The sequence below is a fragment of the Cellulosimicrobium cellulans genome, assembly GCF_016907755.1.
Taxonomy (GTDB): domain Bacteria; phylum Actinomycetota; class Actinomycetes; order Actinomycetales; family Cellulomonadaceae; genus Cellulosimicrobium; species Cellulosimicrobium cellulans_D.
The window spans coordinates 3,815,010-3,832,180 of the sequence record NZ_JAFBCN010000001.1 but is presented as its reverse complement, the minus strand read 5'-3'; the positions used below and the strand labels follow the sequence as shown (position 1 = coordinate 3,832,180).

Genomic DNA, 17,171 nt, shown 5'->3' with positions numbered 1-17,171 from the left:
CGATGGCAAGATGTCCGCATGAAGGTTCGTGTGCTCGTGGTCGACGACGACATCGCTCTGGCCGAGATGATCGGGATCGTCCTGCGCTCCGAGGGCTTCGAACCCGTGTTCTGCGCCGACGGCGACCTCGCGCTCGAGACGTTCCGCAGCACCCAGCCGGACCTCGTGCTCCTCGACCTCATGCTCCCGGGCAAGGACGGCACCGAGGTGTGCCGCCTCATCCGTGCCGAGTCGGGTGTTCCCGTCATCATGCTCACCGCGAAGAGCGACACGGTCGACGTCGTGCTCGGCCTCGAGTCGGGCGCCGACGACTACATCTCCAAGCCGTTCAAGCCCAAGGAGCTGGTCGCCCGCATCCGCGCGCGCCTGCGCCGCACGGAGGAGCCGGCCCCGGAGCACCTGTCGATCGGCGACGTCGAGATCGACGTCACCGGCCACCGCGTCTCGCGCGGCGGCGAGCAGGTCGCGCTCACGCCGCTCGAGTTCGACCTCCTCGTCGCGCTCGCGCGCAAGCCCTGGCAGGTGTTCACGCGCGAGGTCCTCCTCGAGAAGGTGTGGGGCTACCGGCACGCCGCGGACACGCGCCTCGTCAACGTCCACGTGCAGCGCCTGCGCTCGAAGATCGAGCACGACCCCGAGAACCCGGAGATCGTGCTGACCGTCCGCGGCGTCGGGTACAAGGCGGGCGCGACCCGCACGTGAGCACGACGGCCGGCTCCACCGACGGGCGCTGGCGGGGGCTCTGGCGCCGGGTCCGACGCCGCGCGCGCGCCACGGTCCGCCGCGTCGTGTGGCGGTGGCGCTCGTCGATGCAGCTCCGTGTCGTGACGTCCGCGCTCGTGGTGGGTGTGCTCACGGTCGGCGCGCTCGGCGCCTACCTGACCGACGCGATGCGCGACGGGCTCTACGAGCGCCGCGCCGCCGAGGTCGACCTGGAGAGCGCGCAGTCGACGCAGCAGGCGCGCAGCACGCTCGACGCGTCTCCCGCCGCGAACGCGACGGAGGCGCAGTCGTTGCTGTTCGACCTGTTCTCCATGCTCCAGAGCACGGGCTCCTCGCGCGACGTCTTCCTGTGGCAGGCCGGGGGGTCGAGCACCGTCGGGTTCCTCGACCTGTCGACGAACCCGCAGCTCGCCGACCTCGTCACGCCCGAGATGCGGGCGGCGACGGTCGCCGCCGACGGCGAGCAGTACCTGCAGTCCGTCGGGATCCCGGTCGACCCGACGGACCCGGACTCGCCGGTCGTGCCGGGCATCGTCGTCGGCTCGACGGTCGAGGTGCCGGTCGCCGGGACGTGGGAGCTCTACTACCTCTACGACCTGCAGGCGGACCAGGAGACGCTGCGCTTCCTGCAGTCGGTCCTGCTCGTCGGCGCGCTCGTGCTGCTCGGGCTGCTCGTCGGCATCACCGCGCTCGTCACACGTCAGGCCGTGCTCCCCGTGCGCCAGGCGGCGAGCGTCGCGGAGCGGCTCGCCGACGGCCGCCTCGACGAGCGGCTCCCGGTCAAGGGCCACGACGAGATGGCGTCGCTCGCGCACTCGTTCAACGAGATGGCGCAGGGCCTGCAGGAGCAGATCGGGCGCATGGAGGAGCTGTCGATGCTCCAGCGCCGGTTCGTCTCCGACGTCTCCCACGAGCTGCGGACGCCGCTGACGACGATCCGCATGGCGTCCGAGGTGCTGTACTCCTCGCGCGAGGAGTTCGACCCCGTCTCGAAGCGCTCGACCGAGCTGTTGCAGGCCCAGCTCGACCGGTTCGAGGACCTCCTCGCGGACCTGCTCGAGATCAGCCGGTTCGACGCCGGGGCCGCGGTCCTGGACGCCGAGCGGCGCGACCTGCGCGACGTCGTCAACGCCGCGGTCGACCACGCCGCCCCGCTCGCCGAGCGCAAGGGCGTGTGGCTGTCGGTCCACCTCGGGGACGAGCCCGTCACGGCCGACATCGACCCGCGACGCGTCGAGCGCATCGTCCGCAACCTGGTCGTCAACGCGATCGAGCACGCGGAGGAGCGGCCCGTCGAGATCACGGTCGAGGGCGACGGGCACGCGGTCGCGATCGCGGTGCGCGACCACGGCGTCGGCATGACCTCGGACGAGGTCCAGCACGTGTTCGACCGCTTCTGGCGTGCGGACCCGGCCCGCGCGCGCACGACCGGGGGCACGGGCCTCGGCCTCGCGATCTCGCTCGAGGACGCGCACCTGCACGGCGGCTGGCTCGAGGCGTGGGGTCGTCCCGGACGTGGCGCGAGCTTCCGCCTCACGCTCCCGCGGCGCGCGGGCATCCGGCTCCAGTCCTCGCCGCTGCCGCTCGTGGCCGAGGCCGCGGTCGGCCGGGGGCTCCCGGCCGAGTGGAGCACCACGACGCCGGTCGTCGAGGACGTCGAGGGGACGGCGGGTCCCGCCGACATCCCGTCGGTCACGGGCGGCATCCCGGTCGTCCTGCCGCGGGACCACGCCGCGCACCCCGGCCGGGCGGCCGAGCCCGGACCCGGCGACAGCACGGAGCACCAGACCAGCGACGACGTGCAGGAGGCGCGATGACCACGACCGGGACGCTGCGCGGTCCGACACCGCGTGGTCGGACCCTGCGCCGACGGGCCGGGCGCGCGCTCGCCGCCGGGCTCGCGACGGCGCTGGTCGCGGCGCTCGGCGCGTGCGCGTCGATCCCGACCTCCGGGCCCGTCACGGAGGGGCAGGCCACCCCGGAGGACCCGGGCCAGCCGTTCGTCAGCGCCGCGGCCCCGATCCGGGACGCGTCGCCGACCCAGATCGTCCAGGGCTTCCTCGCGGCGCAGGCCCAGGGTGCGCGGAGCTCCTTCGACGTCGCCTCGGAGTTCCTCACGTCCGAGGTGCAGGAGGAGTGGTCCCCCCTCGCCCAGGTCGCGATCCTCTCGGGCGAGCCGGAGCTCGTCGTGGACGAGTCGACGCTCGAGGACGGCACGACGACGGTCCGCACGACCGCGGAGCTGATCGGCACCGTCGACGAGCACGGCGTCTACACCGAGCAGGTCCCCGGTCAGACCATCGAGATCTCCTACGGGCTCGTGCGCGACGACGACGACCAGTGGCGCATCGACACGGTCGACGACGGCCTGACCATCACGGAGACGAACTTCGCGCAGACGTACAAGCAGGTCAACCTCTACTTCCCGACGATCGACCGCGCCTACCTCGTGCCCGACGCGCGCTGGTTCCCCAGCCGCAACTGGCAGGCGCTCGCGGTGCGCGAGACGCTGCGCGGGCCGGCGGAGTGGCTCGCCGGCTCCGTGTCGACCGTCGCCCCCGAGGGCACCGCGCTGAGCATCGACTCGGTCCCGCCGGGGGAGGGCGCCGTCATCGTCCCGCTCAACGAGCCCGTGGCCGAGGCGTCGTCCGCCGACCGCGCCCTCCTGCTGGCCCAGCTCCAGGCCTCGCTCGGAGGGCGGGTCGAGATCACGGTCGGCGTGGGCGGCTCCACCCTCTCCGCGGACGAGGTCCCGACCATCGGCGTCGCGACCACCCCGGACGACCCCGTCGTCCTGGCCGGGGACCAGATCATGAGCCTCGAGGGCCGCACGACCAAGGCCGTCGCGTCCGCCGCGCCGCTCGCCGGGCTCCAGCCGACCGCGCTCGCGTTCCGCGGGCGGTCCGTCGACGCGACGTACGTGGTCCGGGACGGGGCGAGCCGCATCGTCACGGCGCCCACCGCGGAGTCCGGTCCGACGACGCTGCTCACCGGGTCGAACCTGCTCGCCCCGACGATCGACCGATTCCAGTACCTGTGGAGCGGGCCGCAGGTCCAGGACGGCACGCTGCAGGTCGTCGACCTCCGCGACGCGGGGTCCGACGCGGCGGTCTCCACCGTCGCGGCCCCCTGGCTCGAGGGCCGCACGATCATGTCGGTGCGCGTGGCGCCGGACGGCGCGCGGGTCGCCGTCGTGAGCGACGCCGGGAGCGGGGCGCAGATCCAGGTCGCCGGCATCGTCCGCGACGAGGCCGGTCGCCCGACCCAGCTCTCGGAGCCGGTCCGCGTGGGGCAGCCCGTGGTCGCCGCCACCCAGGTCACGTGGATGGACCGTGCCCTGCTGGGGGTGCTCGGCCGCACCGCCGGTACGGCCGAGCCTGTCGTGCAGCGCGTGCCCGTCGGTGGGCCGACGGCGGCCGCGTCGCCGGTCGAGGACGCCGTGTCCCTCGCCTCGGCGACCGGCATCGCCACGGCCCTCGTCGGGACGAGCGACAGCAGCCTCTACGCGGCGGGCACCTCGACGCTCTGGACGAAGGTCGCGACCGAGGTGCGCCTGCCCACCTACCCGGGCTGACCGGGGCGCGGACCGCCGCCGTCGGGGCCGGACCACAGGCTCGGTCGCCGGTCGCCGGTCCGGCCCGTGGGCCGCCGTCATCCACAGGGTCCACGCCCTGCGCCCGCCCGCGGACGGGCCGCGGGCATGCTGGTCCGGTGCTCCTCCGTGCTCTCGACGACGTCGCGCGCGTCGCGCTGCCGGTCGCGTGCCCCGGGTGCGACCGTCCCGACGTCCGGTGGTGCCCCGACTGCCTCGCGCCCCTGGGCGCCCCGCTGCGGCGCCGCGAGCTCGCGGCCCCGCGCCTCGACCGGCTCGACGGCGTGCCACCCCTCCCCGTCTGGGCCCCGGCGCACTACGCGGGCCCGGTGCGCGGCGTGGTCGTCGCCTGGAAGGACCGCGGCCGGGCCGACCTCGACCGCCCGCTGGGAACCGTCGCGAGACGAGCGGGAACCGCGCTGGGACAGGTCCTCGGCACCCGCGGCGGCGCACCGCCGGGCCCGGTCCTGGTCGTGCCCGCGCCGACGTCGGCAGCCGCGCGCCGGGTGCGCGGACGCGACCCCGTCACGGTGCTCGCGCGGGCCGTCGCCGTAGGCCTCGTCGCCTCGGGGGCACCGGCGCGGACCGCGTCCCTGCTCGTGCAGCGGGGACCGGTGCGCGACCAGGCCGGTCTCGGCTCCCGGGCGCGCGGTGCCCGCCTCGGGGCGGTCCGTCTCGCGGCGGGTCCGGTGACCGGACGCCGGGCGCGCGCGGCCGTGCAGGACGGGTTCCCGTGCCTCCTCGTCGACGACGTCCTCACCACCGGGGCGACGCTCGCCGCGTGCGAGGACGCCCTCCTGGGCGCCGGGATACCCGTGCTGGGAGCCTTCGTGCTGGCCGCGACACCCGCGCCGTCGACGCGTCGGCAGGCGCCCGACGGGACGGGGTGACGCCCGACGGGGCGTGCGGGTCGAAGGTCCTCCGGTTCCCCTCCCGTTGGTGCTGCCGACACCCCGCACCGCGGGTTAGTCTGAGGGCCAGTCGCCGCGGACGACGGAGGTGCAGGGCACGTCCGACGCCGCGCGAGCGTACCGAGCGCGCGGCCTCGCGCCGCAAGGAGGTGGTAGCCCACCGCACCCGGGAACGGGTGCTCCTACCGAATCCGAACGAGGCGCTCGGACGCATCGAGCCGGGCGCCGCACAAGATCCTCGCGGAGGCTCACATGGAGATCGTCGTCGTCGGCAGGCACACGGAAGTGGCAGACCGCTTCCGCCGGCACGTGGAGGACAAGCTCGCCAAGGTCCAGCAGCTCGCGCCCACGGCGCAGCGCGTGGACGTCGAGGTCACCCACGAGAACAACCCGAGGCTCTCCGGGGTCCGCGAACGCGTCGAGCTGACCGTGCGCGCCAAGGGACCCGTCGTCCGCGCCGAGGCAGCGGCAGACGACCGGTTCGGCGCCCTCGACCTCGCTATGGACAAGCTCGCCGAGCGCCTGCGCCGTGCCCGCGACCGTCGCAAGGACCACCGCAACCACACCGTCGTGCCGCCCGTCGACGTGCGCCCCTACGACCCGGCAGCGCACGCCGCACCCCCGCCGCCGGCGCCGACCGCGCCCAGCGAGCCCGGGGAGGCCGTCGAGACGACCCTCGGCGACTCGCCCGTCGTCATCCGGCAGAAGCTGCACTCCGCGGAACCCATGACCGTGGACGACGCGCTGTACGAGATGGAGATGGTCGGTCACGACTTCTTCCTCTTCGTCGACGTCGAGACCTCGCGCCCGTCCGTCGCCTATCGGCGCCGCGGCTGGACGTACGGGGTCGTCGCGCTCGACACGTCCTGCGACTGCGCCGACGCCGCGGTCGAGAAGACCGCCTGACCCGCACCGACGCGCCCGGCCCCTCCTCGGGTCCGGGCGCGTCGTGCTGTCCGCGCCCGGCCGACCAGGCGGTCCTGGTGGACAGGGGCGGGCGTGTGGGTGGGGCAGGGCAGGATCGGGGGGTGGTCGCCACGCCGTCGAGGTCCGAGTCGATGTCCCTGTCCCAGGCGCGCCGCGTCGCGCTCGCCGCGCAGGGGCTGCACCGCGAGCGTCCGTACGACGGGACGGGCGGGCGGGCCCCGACGATGCGGCAGGTCCAGGGGGTGATCGACCGCCTCGGGCTGCTGCAGATCGACTCGGTGAACGTGCTCGCGCGGGCGCACCTCATGCCGCTGTACGCGCGCCTCGGCCCGTACGACACGGCGCTGCTGGACCGCGCGGCGGGTCGTGCCCCGCGCCGGCTCGTGGAGACGTGGGCGCACGTCGCGTCGTACGTCCCGCCCAGCACGTGGCCGCTGCTGGAGTGGCGCCGCCGTCGGTACCGGACGGAGGCGTGGGGGACCATCAGCGCGGTCGAGATGAGCCACTCCGAGGCCGTGGAGGACGTGCGCCGCCTCGTCACCGAGCGCGGCCCGATCACGGCGAGCGAGGTGCACGAGATCCTGGAGGCCGAGGGCCGGGCGCACCCGCGGGACCGGTCCCAGTGGGGCTGGAACTGGACCGTCGCCAAGCGCGCGCTCGAGTTCCTGTTCTTCACCGGGGAGATCACGTCCGCGCGCCGCAACGGCGCGTTCGAGCGCTGCTACGACCTCACGGAACGCGTGCTGCCGCCGGCGGTCCTCGCGGCGCCGCCCGTCACGGACGCCGACGCCGTCCGGGCTCTCCTCGAGATCGGTGCGCGCGCGCACGGCGTGGGGACGCTGCGCTGCTTCAAGGACTACTTCCGGCTCCGCGGTCCCGCGGTGCGGACGGCGTTCGACGAGCTCGTCGAGGCCGGGACGCTGCGGCCGGTGACGGTGCGGGGCTGGGACGAGCCCACGTACCTGCACGCGGACGCCGCGCTCCCGCGTCGGGCGACGGCGACGACCCTGCTCAACCCGTTCGACCCGCTCGTGTTCGAGCGCACGCGGCTCGAGCGGCTGTTCGACGTGCACTACCGGATCGAGATCTACGTGCCGGCGCCCAAGCGGGTGCACGGCTACTACGTCCTGCCGTTCCTCGAGGGCGAGGACCTCACGGCGCGGGTGGACCTCAAGGCCGACCGGCGGGCGGGCGTCCTGCGCGTGCTGTCGGCGCACCGCGAGCAGGCGGCGGGAGAGGGGACGGCGGCGCGGCTCGCCGCGGAGCTCCGCGTGCTCGGGGGCTGGCTGGGGGTGCCCGAGGTCGACGTCGCGCCGTCGGGAGACCTGGCCCCGGCCCTGGCCGCCGAGGTGGCGGCCGCCTGACGACGCCCACCCTGACGGTGGGCGGGACCGCCGGAGGACGCCCTGTCGTCGTACCCTGGCGCGGGTCTCGCCGGCGAGGTTCGTCGTCGGCGAAACCCGGACGGGTCCGACGTCGCTCCGACTCGCCTACGATGTTGTGTGACGTTGCCGACGTCCGCTGCCGTGCGCGCCCGCGCGGGAGAGCGTCGGCGCTGCTCCCGGACCACCCGGCCCGGGCACCGATCGATACGGGAGTCCTGCGTGCCTTCGATCCTCGACAAGGTCCTTCGCATCGGCGAGGGCCGGATCCTCAAGAAGCTGTCCGGCCTCGCCGACCAGGTCAACAAGCTCGAGCCGGGCTTCGAGGATCTCACCGACGAGGAGCTGCGGGAGGAGACCGACCGCTTCAAGGCGCGCCTCGAGGCGGGCGAGACCCTCGACGACCTGCTCCCCGAGGCGTTCGCCGCGGTGCGCGAGGCGTCGCGTCGCACGCTCGGCCAGCGGCACTTCGACGTCCAGCTCATGGGCGGTGCGGCGCTGCACCTCGGCAACATCGCCGAGATGAAGACCGGTGAGGGCAAGACGCTCGTCGCGACCACGGCCGCGTACCTCAACGCGCTCGAGGGCAAGGGCGTGCACGTCGTCACGGTCAACGACTACCTGGCGAAGTACCAGAGCGAGCTCATGGGCCGCGTCTACCGCTTCCTCGGCCTCACGACGGGCGTGATCCTGTCCGGCCAGACGCCCGCGCAGCGCCGCGAGGAGTACGCCGCGGACATCACGTACGGCACGAACAACGAGTTCGGCTTCGACTACCTGCGCGACAACATGGCGTGGTCCACGGACGACCTCGTGCAGCGCGGCCACCACTTCGCGATCGTCGACGAGGTCGACTCGATCCTGATCGACGAGGCGCGCACGCCGCTCATCATCTCGGGTCCCGCGTCGGGCGACACGAACCGCTGGTTCGGCGAGTTCGCGAAGGTCGTGCGGCGCCTGAACCAGGGGGCGGACTACGAGGTCGACGAGAAGAAGCGCACCGTCGGCGTGCTCGAGCCGGGTATCGAGAAGGTCGAGGACTACCTCGGCATCGACAACCTCTACGAGTCGCTGAACACGCCGCTCATCGGGTTCCTCAACAACGCCATCAAGGCGAAGGAGCTCTTCAAGCGCGACAAGGACTACGTCGTGCTGAACGGCGAGGTCATGATCGTCGACGAGCACACGGGGCGCATCCTGCCCGGCCGCCGGTACAACGAGGGCATGCACCAGGCCATCGAGGCCAAGGAGGGCGTGCAGATCAAGGCGGAGAACCAGACGCTCGCCACGATCACGCTCCAGAACTACTTCCGCCTGTACTCCAAGCTCTCGGGCATGACCGGTACCGCGGACACGGAGGCGGCCGAGTTCCAGGGCACCTACAAGCTCGGCGTGGTGCCGATCCCGACGAACCGGCCGATGCAGCGCGTCGACCAGGCGGACCTCGTGTACAAGAACGAGGAGGGCAAGTTCGACGCGGTCGTCGCGGACATCGTCGAGCGCCACGCGCAGGGCCAGCCGGTGCTCGTCGGCACGACGAGCGTCGAGAAGTCCGAGCTGCTGTCGTCCAAGCTCAAGAAGCAGGGCGTGCCGCACGAGGTCCTCAACGCGAAGCAGCACGAGCGCGAGGCCTCGATCGTCGCGCTGGCGGGCCGCAAGGGCGCCGTCACGGTCGCGACGAACATGGCCGGTCGCGGTACCGACATCATGCTCGGCGGCAACGCCGAGTTCATGGCGGTCGCGGACCTCGCGGCGCGCGGCCTCGACGCCGCGGAGAACCCGGAGGAGTACGAGGCCGCCTGGCCCGACGCGCTCGAGAAGGCGAAGGCCGCGGTCGCGGCGGAGCACGACGAGGTCCGTGAGCTCGGTGGCCTCTACGTGCTCGGCACCGAGCGCCACGAGTCCCGCCGCATCGACAACCAGCTCCGTGGTCGTTCCGGCCGTCAGGGTGACCCGGGCGAGTCCCGGTTCTACCTGTCGATGCAGGACGACCTCATGCGCCTGTTCAACTCGACCCTCGCCGAGTCGATGATGAACCGCGCAGGGTTCCCGGACGACGTGCCGCTCGAGTCGAAGATGGTCACGCGCGGCATCGCGAGCGCGCAGGGCCAGGTCGAGTCGCGCAACTTCGAGATCCGCAAGAACGTCCTCAAGTACGACGACGTCCTGTCGCGCCAGCGCACCGTCATCTACGACGAGCGCCGCCGCGTGCTCGAGGGCGAGGACCTGCACGAGCAGGTGCAGCACTTCCTCACCGACGTCGTCACCGCGTACGTCGAGGGTGCCACGGCCGAGGGCAACCCGGAGCACTGGGACCTGGACGCCCTGTGGACCGCGATCAAGGCCGTCTTCCCCATCTCGATCTCGCCGGAGGAGGTCGTCGAGCAGGCGGGCGGGGAGACCCGGCTCTCCCAGGACCTGCTCCTCGAGGAGATCCTCTCCGACGCCCGCATCGCCTACCAGAACCGCGAGGAGCAGCTCGGCTCGGCGAACATGCGCCAGCTCGAGCGGCGCGTGACGCTCTCGGTCCTGGACCGCAAGTGGCGCGAGCACCTCTACGAGATGGACTACCTCAAGGAGGGCATCGGGCTGCGCGCGATGGCGCAGCGCGACCCGCTCGTCGAGTACCAGCGCGAGGGCTTCCAGCTCTTCCAGGCGATGACCGAGGCCATCAAGGAGGAGACGGTCGGGTACCTCTTCAACCTCGAGGTCAAGGTCGCTGAGCCGGGTGCGGCCGACCCCGCCCAGTCCCCGGCGATCTCCGTCGCGGCGGCGGCCCAGGCCGCGCAGTCGGCGGCGGGCCAGGCGCTCGGCGGTGCGGCGGGTGCGGCCTCGGCGGGCGCGGTCGCCGGTCTCGCGGCGGCGGCCCAGCAGGCGGCTGCTCCGACGCAGGACGCCCCTGTGACGGACGCTCCCGTCGAGGACGCCCCGGCGACGGCCGACGCCCCGGCCCAGGAAGCTCCGGTCGAGGACGCTCCGGTCGAGGCCGAGCCGGTCCCGGCGACGGCCCCGGCGGCGTTCGGCGGCCCGAGCGGCGATCGCCCCGGAACGCTCATCGCCAAGGGCCTGGACGGCCCCGACCGGCAGGTCCCGCTGTCGTACAGCGCGCCGAGCGAGGACGGCACCGGTCAGGCCGTCGTGTCCGGCGACGCGGGTCGACGCTCGCGCCGGGCGCTGCACGGCGAGGCGAGCGCGGTCGAGAGCGACGGGCGCACGTTCCCCGGGACGCCGCGCAACGCGCAGTGCCCGTGCGGCTCGGGCAAGAAGTACAAGGTCTGCCACGGTCAGAACGAGGAGTGACCCTCCTCCCGTCCGGCCTGCGCCGTGACGGGACCGACGACGGCGGGGCGTGCCACCACTGGTGGCGCGCCCCGCCGTCGTCGTGCGGGGTGAGGTCCGCTCACCCGATCTCGAGCGCGACCACGCGCCACGTGCCGCGGCGCGCCTCGAGCCGCGCCGCCGCGGCCCGGACGCGGTCGCCGTCCTCGACCACGACGGTGCCCTCCGCGACGCCGTCGCCGATCCGCAGCACGCGGGCGCGGCGCACGGCGACGGGCCGCGTCGTCGTCGGGCGTGGGCCGTCGGCGACGAGACGCGACCGCCGGGCGAGCGTCTCGTAGATCTCGGGCGACACCCACCGGGCGAGCTGGCCCACGGTGCGCTCGCCGCGGACGACCTCGACGGCGGCCCGCACGACGGCGCAGCACAGGGCCGTCGGGTCCGGGAGCGGGAGCGGTGCGGTCGGGGGTGCGAGGGGGCGGCCCCGCACGACGTGCTGCGGTGCCCGTGCGGTCGTGACGTCCGTCAGGTCCATCGTCGGGACGAGGCGCTCGCCGACGCAGCGCAGCAGGCGGGCGGGCGGCTCGGCGGGCACGCTCGTGGAGCGGGCGGGTCGCGCGGGCAGCTCGGGCGACGCGGGGGCAGCAGCACGACGGTGCGACGGGGCGGCGACGTCGGTCGCGGGCCGGACGTCCGCGGCGGTCAGCAGGGGAGCGGTCATGGTCGGCTCCTTCGTGGCGGGCGGTCGTCAGGAGCTCGGTGCGACGAGCACCTGGCCGGGGCGGACGAGGTCGGGGTCGTCGCCGACGACCTCGGCGTTCGCGGCGTACCAGCGCTGCACCGCGTCGGCGACCTGCGCGTCGGACGCGCCGTCCGGCAGGTGGCGTGCGGCGATCGACCAGAGCGAGTCGCCGCGCACGACGACGACCTCGCGCGGCCCGTCCGCCGCGACGTCACGCACCACCGTGAGTGCCGCGTCACGCTGCGCGGCCGCGGCGCTCGGGGCCTGCGGTGCACGTGCGGGCGCGGAGGTGCCCGCAGTCGGCGCGGTGCCCGGGGCCGTCGCCCGGTCCGGGGCCGAGGCCGCGGCGGGGGTCGACGGCGGGGTCGGTGCGGTACTCGGAGCGTCCGGGGCGCCCGGTGGTGTCGACGGTGCGGCCGGCGCGGTGGTCGCGGTGGTCGCGGGGTCGGGCGACTCCGGGACCGGGACGGTGACCGCGGGCGCCGGCTGGGCGGTGGCCGACGTCGGCACGGAGGGGGCGTGCGAGGGCGCGGGGACAGACGCGTCCGTCGGGTGCGGAGCGGGCTCCGCGGGTGCGGCCGGCTCGGGGGCGGACGCCGAGGTCTGCCACCCCAGGTCGACCGCCACGACGCCGGGGTCGGCGTCGGGGGTCGTGGCGGCCTGCGCGGTCCCTCCGGCGAGGACGAGGCCCGCCCCCACGGTCAGCCCCACGCCGGCCCGCACGGCCCGGCGGACGACGGCCGGCGCCACGCGCAGGACGAGCCGTTCTCCGGCTCCCCACGATCGACCCACGGCACGCACGACGACGCAGCCCAGGCCGAGGAGCGCGCTGACGCCCACCCAGGTGGCTGCCACGGCGCCGAGCGCCACCGCGAGAAGCTCCACGTAGGGCTCCGGGCGGGCGCCGGAGAGGGTGCCGGCGAGGTGCTCAGCGCGGAGCGAGAGCGCCGTCACGGCGCCGCTCATGACGAGGAGGAGCGCGAGGAGGACGGCGATCCCCCCGGCTCGTGCGGGTACGGCGGTGCGACGGTCCATCGGTGCCCCCTGCGCGGCCGTCCGTGGAGGACGGCCCTTGATGTCGTTTGATGTCGTTTGATCGCGACAGGTCGATCTAAGCGCGACCCGGCCCGGCTGTCCAGAGGGCTTCTCGTGATGTGGACACGGCGGGGGTCGCCGGTGCGCGGGACCGCTACGGTGTCCCGGTGCGATGGGACGCCCTCTTCGACGACCTCGCGGCACAGCTCGCCGCCGCGGAGTCGCAGGACCGGGCCGCCGCCGTCGCCGACCTCACCCGCGCCGAGCACGCGACGATCACGCTCGTCGAGCGGCTGCGCGGCACGCCCGGCACGGTCACGCTCGAGCTGCGCGACGGGTCGACCGTCACCGGAGAGCTGCGCGAGGCGGCGGAGGAGTGGGTGCTCGTGGGCGACGCCCGGCGTCAGCACCTCGTCCCGACCGGGGCGATCGCCGCCGTCCAGGGCGTCGGCCGTCACGCACAGCCCGCGCCGTCGGCCCGGTCGGCACGACTGGGTCTCGGCCACGCCCTGCGCGCGCTCATGCGCGACCGCCGACCGGTCCAGGTGCGGACCCCCGCGGGGACGTTCCCCGGCTGGGTCGCGCGCGTCGGCAAGGACCACGTCGACCTGGAGGTCGCCCCCGGCACCGGGCACGGCGCGCGGGTCGTGCCCTGGTCCGCCGTCCTGTGCGTCAGCGAGTCGGAACCGGGGTTCGTCCCGCGATGACGAGCGTGCAGGGGGAGCGCGCACGACTCGCGGCCGTGGCCGCCCAGGTCGTCTCAGGCCGAGCCCGAGGACGCGACGGGAGCTCAGCCGTCGAAGTCGCCGGCCTCGATGCGTTGGCGCGTCTGGGCGTACATCCGCTGGATGTACGCCTCGAGCTCGCTGACCTCGACGCGCCACTGCCCCCGGCCGCCCACCTGGATCGCGGGGAGCTCCCCGGAGCGGACGAGCGCGTACGCCTGCGCCGCCGAGATGTTGAGCTCGTCCGTGACGTCGGCGAGGGTGAGGAACCGCTGGGCCATGGCGTCAGTCTGGCACGCGCGCGCCGCGACCCGGCGCTCGTCCACAGGCTCCGCCACGGGCGGCGCGGACCGGGGATCATGAAGCCGCGGCACGGCTGACGTGCCGGACCACCGAGGGGGAGATCGATGACGACGACCACGGAACGACCCGTGCGGGTCGAACCGGCACCACGTGCCGCCGCGCGCCTGAGGCGACCCGGCTGGAAGGACCCACGGCTCCTCGTGGGGATCGTCGTGGTCGCGCTGTCCGTGGCCCTCGGGTCCTGGGCCGTGAGCACCGCGAGCCGGACCGTCACCGTCTACGCGGCCGGGGCGGCGCTCACGCCCGGGACGGCCGTGACCGCCGCGGACCTGAGGGCGGTGGAGGTGCGGCTCGGCACGCAGACGGACCGCTACCTCCTCGCGGCGGACGGGCTCCCGGACGAGGCCGTCGTGCTGCGGACCGTCGCTGAGGGCGAGCTGGTCCCCGCGTCCTCGCTCGGTGCGGCGGCCGACCTCGCGGTGCGCGCCGTCGCCGTACCCGTGACGACGGGCCTCTCGGAGCGCATCGTCGCCGGGGCGACGGTCGACGTCTGGTACGTCCCCGAGACACCCGTCCCGACGGCCGGCGCCGAGCCGGGTGCCGCCGCGGCCGACGAGCCGCCGCAGCCCGAGCTGCTCGTCGGCGGCGTCACCGTCGCGCAGGTCGACGAGGGGGAGGGGACGCTCGTCGTGGGCGGCCCGACGACGGTCCACCTCCTGGTCGGTGTCGACGACCTCCCGGCCGTGCTCGCGGCGGTGGCCGGGGACGGGACGATCGCGCTCGTCCCGGCCGGGGGTGCGGGGTGAGCGGGGCGACGACGGTCGCGACCGTCCTGTGCGCGGTCCGCGGTGCGCGCGAGGCCGAGGTGGTCACCACGCTCGCCGCCCCCGGGCTCCAGGTCACGCGGAGGTGCGCGGACGTCGTCGAGCTGCTCGCCGCGGCCGCGGCGGGTGCGGGGCGGGTCGCCGTCGTGTCGTGCGACCTGCCGGCGCTGGACCGGCAGGCGGTCGTCGACCTGCACGCCCACGACGTCCGGGTCGTCGCGCTCGCCCCGGGCGGGACGTGGGAGGAGGGACGGGTGCGGGCCTACGGCGTCGACGCGGTCGTCGACCTGGACGCCGCCCCGGACGCGCTGTGCGACGTCGTCCGCTCCGTCCTGCCGCCGCGCGCGGCGGCCACGGGCGCCCCCGGCGTCCCCCGGCCGGTCGTCGGCACCGGTGCGGCGGCCCCAGGGCGGGAACCCCGCCGTGGGCGGACCGTCGCCGTGTGGGGGCCGACCGGTGCACCCGGTCGCACGACCGTGGCGACAAACCTCGCCGCGGAGCTCGCGGGAGCGCCGCCGGCGCGGCGCGCTCGTCCGCCGCGCCGGGAGCGGCGCGCCGCCGACGTGGACGTCCCGGCCGGCGTCCTGCCGTCGCCCGAGGCGGAGGTCCTGCTCGTCGACGCCGACACGTACGGCGGGAGCGTCGCGCAGCGCCTCGGTCTGCTCGACGAGTCACCGGGGCTGGCCGCGGCCGCCCGCAGCGCGGGTCAGGGCGCGCTCGACGCCGCGGGGCTGGTCGCGCTGGCGCCGACGGTCCTGCCGCGGGTCCGGGTGCTCACGGGCCTGACCCGGGCGGCCCGCTGGCCGGAGCTTCCCGGGGCGTCGCTCGACGCCGTGTGGGAGGTCGCGCGGTCCGTCGCGGACTGGACGGTCGTCGACTGCGGCTTCGGGATCGAGCGGGACGAGCTCCTGACGTACGACACCCGTGCCCCGCAGCGCAACGACGCGACGTGGAGCGCGCTCGCCGCCGCGGACGTCGTGGTCGTCGTCGGCGCGGGCGACCCCGTCGGGCTCCAGCGCCTCGTCCGTGCGCTCGACGAGCTCGCCGAGACGGGCGCGTGCGTCGGTGCGGCGCGCGTCGTCGTGGTGAACCGCGTGCGCTCGAGCGCGGTCGGGCCCCGGCCGGAGCGAGCGGTGCGTGACGCGATGGCCCGCTACGCGAGCGTCGACGACCTCCACGTCGTCCCCGAGGACGGTGCGGTCGACCTCGGCCTCCGGGAGGGCCGGACGCTCGCGGAGTCGGCCCCCGCGAGCCCCGCCCGCCGCGCCCTCGCGCGGCTCGGCGCGCACGTGCGGGAGGCGGCACCTCCCGGGCGTGGTGCGGCGCACCGACTCGCGCTGGAGGCGGCACACTGAACCCATGCGCATCTACCTCCCCGCGACGCTCGACGAGCTCGACGCCGTCACCGTGACCGCCGACGCCGCCCGCTGGAGCGTCGCCCCGCGCGGCGCGCACGCCGTGACCGCCGCGCTGACGCGCGCGCTGCCCGACGAGGACGAGGAGGGCCTGGAGTACGCGGCCGCGCTCGAGGCGGCGGACGACTCGCTCGCGCTCGTCGCGGCGCGCCCGGACGCGCCGCGCCAGCGGCTCGTCGTCACGCTCGAGGTGCCCGACGGCGCGGTGCAGGTCGTGGGCGCTGACGACTCCGACGACGAGGACGCACCCGCGCCGAGCGCCGTCGAGGTCCTGCGGACCGTGCCGGACGTCGCGATCGTGTGCGTGCACGTCGACGAGCCCGAGGCGATCGAGGACGTCGAGGCGGTGCTCGCGGCGGCCGACGCCGACGGCCCGGGTGCCGACGCCGCGCTCGACGCCGCGATCGACCGCGTCAACGAGCGGGACCTGCTCTGGTACGACTGGTCGGAGCTCAAGGACGTGCCGCGGGGCTGACGACTGCGTCAGCCCAGGCGGCTCAGCACCTCGTCGTGCAGCAGGCCGTTCGTCGCGACGGCGTTGCCGCCCCACGGGCCGTCGGCGCCGTCGAGCGACGTGAACCGGCCGCCAGCCTCGGTGACGATGGGGACGAGCGCGGCCATGTCGTAGAGCTCGAGCTCGGGCTCGGCGGCCGCGTCGGCCGCGCCCTCGGCGACGAGCATGTACGACCAGAAGTCGCCGTACCCGCGCGTGCGCCAGGCGCCGCGCATGAGGTCGAGGAACGGGTCGAGCTTCCCGCGCTCCTCCCAGCCGTCGAGCGACGAGTAGGCGAGCGAGGCGTCGGACCACGACGCCACGCCCGAGACCTGCAGGCGGCTCGCGGCCGCGAGCGACTTGCCGGTCCACGCGCCGGTGCCCTTCGAGGCCCACCAGCGCCGGCCCAGCGCGGGCGCCGAGACGAGCCCGACGACGACCTCGTCGCCGTCGGCGAGCGCGATGAGCGTCGCCCACACCGGGACGCCGCGCACGAAGTTCTTGGTCCCGTCGATCGGGTCGATGATCCAGCGTCGGGCGCCGTGACCCGACTCGCCGAACTCCTCGCCGACGATCGCGTCGCGACCGCGCGCCCGGCCGAGCTGGCCGCGGATGATCTCCTCGGCGGTGCGGTCCGCGTCGCTCACGGGCGTCGAGTCGGGCTTCGACTCGACGTGCAGGTCCAGCGCCTTGAAGCGCGACATCGTGTGCGCGTCGACCTGGTCGGCGATCACGTGGGCGAGGCGCAGGTCGTCGTCGTAGCCGCGCGTCGAGGGGGGCGTCATGGCTCACACCGTAGCGGTGCCCGCCCGGCCGGGGG

General features: G+C 75.0%; 15 protein-coding genes. 11 read left to right on the top strand and 4 right to left on the bottom strand.

Going from position 1 to position 17,171, the window contains the following annotated elements; genetic code table 11:
• Nucleotides 1-18: 18 nt before the first annotated feature.
• The 7 genes from mtrA (at nt 19) to secA (ending at nt 10,835) form a co-directional block, all read left to right on the top strand.
• A complete protein-coding gene (mtrA, locus tag JOE63_RS16640; protein WP_204542671.1) occupies nt 19-702 on the top strand; it encodes an MtrAB system response regulator MtrA in 684 nt (227 codons plus the stop codon).
• Entirely contained in the window at nt 699-2,540 is a 1,842-nt protein-coding gene (mtrB, locus tag JOE63_RS16635; protein WP_307840177.1) for an MtrAB system histidine kinase MtrB, read from the top strand. The genes mtrA and mtrB overlap by 4 nt, the downstream gene beginning before the upstream one ends.
• Nucleotides 2,537-4,297 (top strand): LpqB family beta-propeller domain-containing protein, encoded by a 1,761-nt coding sequence (locus tag JOE63_RS16630; RefSeq protein WP_204542669.1) that lies wholly within the window; start codon nt 2,537-2,539, stop codon nt 4,295-4,297. The genes mtrB and JOE63_RS16630 overlap by 4 nt, the downstream gene beginning before the upstream one ends.
• Before the next feature lie 137 nt (nt 4,298-4,434).
• The gene (locus tag JOE63_RS16625; RefSeq protein WP_204542667.1) at nt 4,435-5,205 is read left to right on the top strand and encodes a ComF family protein; all 771 of its coding nucleotides are present in this window, start codon (nt 4,435-4,437) and stop codon (nt 5,203-5,205) included.
• Nucleotides 5,206-5,478: 273 nt separating this feature from the next.
• Complete coding sequence (hpf, locus tag JOE63_RS16620; RefSeq protein WP_087469553.1) at nt 5,479-6,132, top strand: ribosome hibernation-promoting factor, HPF/YfiA family; 654 nt, start codon at nt 5,479-5,481, stop codon at nt 6,130-6,132.
• A 152-nt stretch (nt 6,133-6,284) separates the two neighbouring features.
• A complete protein-coding gene (locus tag JOE63_RS16615; protein WP_087472470.1) occupies nt 6,285-7,517 on the top strand; it encodes a winged helix-turn-helix domain-containing protein in 1,233 nt (410 codons plus the stop codon).
• Between the two features lie 240 nt (nt 7,518-7,757).
• Nucleotides 7,758-10,835: a preprotein translocase subunit SecA gene (gene secA, locus JOE63_RS16610; protein WP_087469552.1), complete on the top strand. Its 3,078-nt coding sequence runs from the start codon at nt 7,758-7,760 to the stop codon at nt 10,833-10,835.
• A gap of 100 nt (nt 10,836-10,935) precedes the next feature.
• On the opposite strand, the gene JOE63_RS16605 is transcribed toward secA, so the two are convergent.
• Nucleotides 10,936-11,535: an Rv3235 family protein gene (locus tag JOE63_RS16605; protein ID WP_087469551.1), complete on the bottom strand. Its 600-nt coding sequence runs from the start codon at nt 11,533-11,535 to the stop codon at nt 10,936-10,938.
• Between the two features lie 27 nt (nt 11,536-11,562).
• Complete coding sequence (locus JOE63_RS16600; RefSeq protein WP_204542666.1) at nt 11,563-12,591, bottom strand: LysM peptidoglycan-binding domain-containing protein; 1,029 nt, start codon at nt 12,589-12,591, stop codon at nt 11,563-11,565.
• Between the two features lie 167 nt (nt 12,592-12,758).
• Here JOE63_RS16600 and JOE63_RS16595 point away from each other — a divergent pair, with 167 nt between their 5' ends.
• Nucleotides 12,759-13,298 (top strand): hypothetical protein, encoded by a 540-nt coding sequence (locus JOE63_RS16595; RefSeq protein WP_239576734.1) that lies wholly within the window; start codon nt 12,759-12,761, stop codon nt 13,296-13,298.
• An 83-nt stretch (nt 13,299-13,381) separates the two neighbouring features.
• On the opposite strand, the gene JOE63_RS16590 is transcribed toward JOE63_RS16595, so the two are convergent.
• Nucleotides 13,382-13,597: a helix-turn-helix domain-containing protein gene (locus JOE63_RS16590; protein WP_087472469.1), complete on the bottom strand. Its 216-nt coding sequence runs from the start codon at nt 13,595-13,597 to the stop codon at nt 13,382-13,384.
• A 126-nt stretch (nt 13,598-13,723) separates the two neighbouring features.
• Here JOE63_RS16590 and JOE63_RS16585 point away from each other — a divergent pair, with 126 nt between their 5' ends.
• The 3 genes from JOE63_RS16585 to JOE63_RS16575 are packed head-to-tail and all read left to right on the top strand — an operon-like array spanning nt 13,724 to nt 16,333.
• Complete coding sequence (locus JOE63_RS16585; protein WP_087469548.1) at nt 13,724-14,425, top strand: hypothetical protein; 702 nt, start codon at nt 13,724-13,726, stop codon at nt 14,423-14,425.
• Complete coding sequence (locus tag JOE63_RS16580; RefSeq protein ID WP_307840175.1) at nt 14,422-15,798, top strand: AAA family ATPase; 1,377 nt, start codon at nt 14,422-14,424, stop codon at nt 15,796-15,798. Before JOE63_RS16585 ends, JOE63_RS16580 begins: the two co-directional genes overlap by 4 nt.
• Nucleotides 15,799-15,802: 4 nt before the next feature.
• Nucleotides 15,803-16,333, top strand: coding sequence for a DUF6912 family protein (locus tag JOE63_RS16575; protein WP_087469547.1), 531 nt, complete (start codon nt 15,803-15,805; stop codon nt 16,331-16,333).
• 8 nt (nt 16,334-16,341) lie between these two features.
• Here the strand turns inward: JOE63_RS16575 and hisN are convergent, their stop codons facing one another.
• A complete protein-coding gene (hisN, locus tag JOE63_RS16570; protein WP_087469546.1) occupies nt 16,342-17,136 on the bottom strand; it encodes a histidinol-phosphatase in 795 nt (264 codons plus the stop codon).
• Nucleotides 17,137-17,171: the final 35 nt, after the last annotated feature.

Bases quoted from the DNA above. Each gene is read 5' to 3' on its own strand.
- hpf (WP_087469553.1), top strand. From the start codon at position 5,479: ATGGAGATCGTCGTCGTCGGCAGGCACACGGAAGTGGCAGACCGCTTC.
- JOE63_RS16630 (WP_204542669.1), top strand. From the start codon at position 2,537: ATGACCACGACCGGGACGCTGCGCGGTCCGACACCGCGTGGTCGGACC.
- JOE63_RS16615 (WP_087472470.1), top strand. From the start codon at position 6,285: ATGTCCCTGTCCCAGGCGCGCCGCGTCGCGCTCGCCGCGCAGGGGCTG.
- JOE63_RS16585 (WP_087469548.1), top strand. From the start codon at position 13,724: ATGACGACGACCACGGAACGACCCGTGCGGGTCGAACCGGCACCACGT.
- JOE63_RS16600 (WP_204542666.1), bottom strand. From the start codon at position 12,591: ATGGACCGTCGCACCGCCGTACCCGCACGAGCCGGGGGGATCGCCGTC.
- JOE63_RS16605 (WP_087469551.1), bottom strand. From the start codon at position 11,535: ATGACCGCTCCCCTGCTGACCGCCGCGGACGTCCGGCCCGCGACCGAC.
- hisN (WP_087469546.1), bottom strand. From the start codon at position 17,136: ATGACGCCCCCCTCGACGCGCGGCTACGACGACGACCTGCGCCTCGCC.
- JOE63_RS16590 (WP_087472469.1), bottom strand. From the start codon at position 13,597: ATGGCCCAGCGGTTCCTCACCCTCGCCGACGTCACGGACGAGCTCAAC.
- mtrA (WP_204542671.1), top strand. From the start codon at position 19: ATGAAGGTTCGTGTGCTCGTGGTCGACGACGACATCGCTCTGGCCGAG.
- JOE63_RS16575 (WP_087469547.1), top strand. From the start codon at position 15,803: ATGCGCATCTACCTCCCCGCGACGCTCGACGAGCTCGACGCCGTCACC.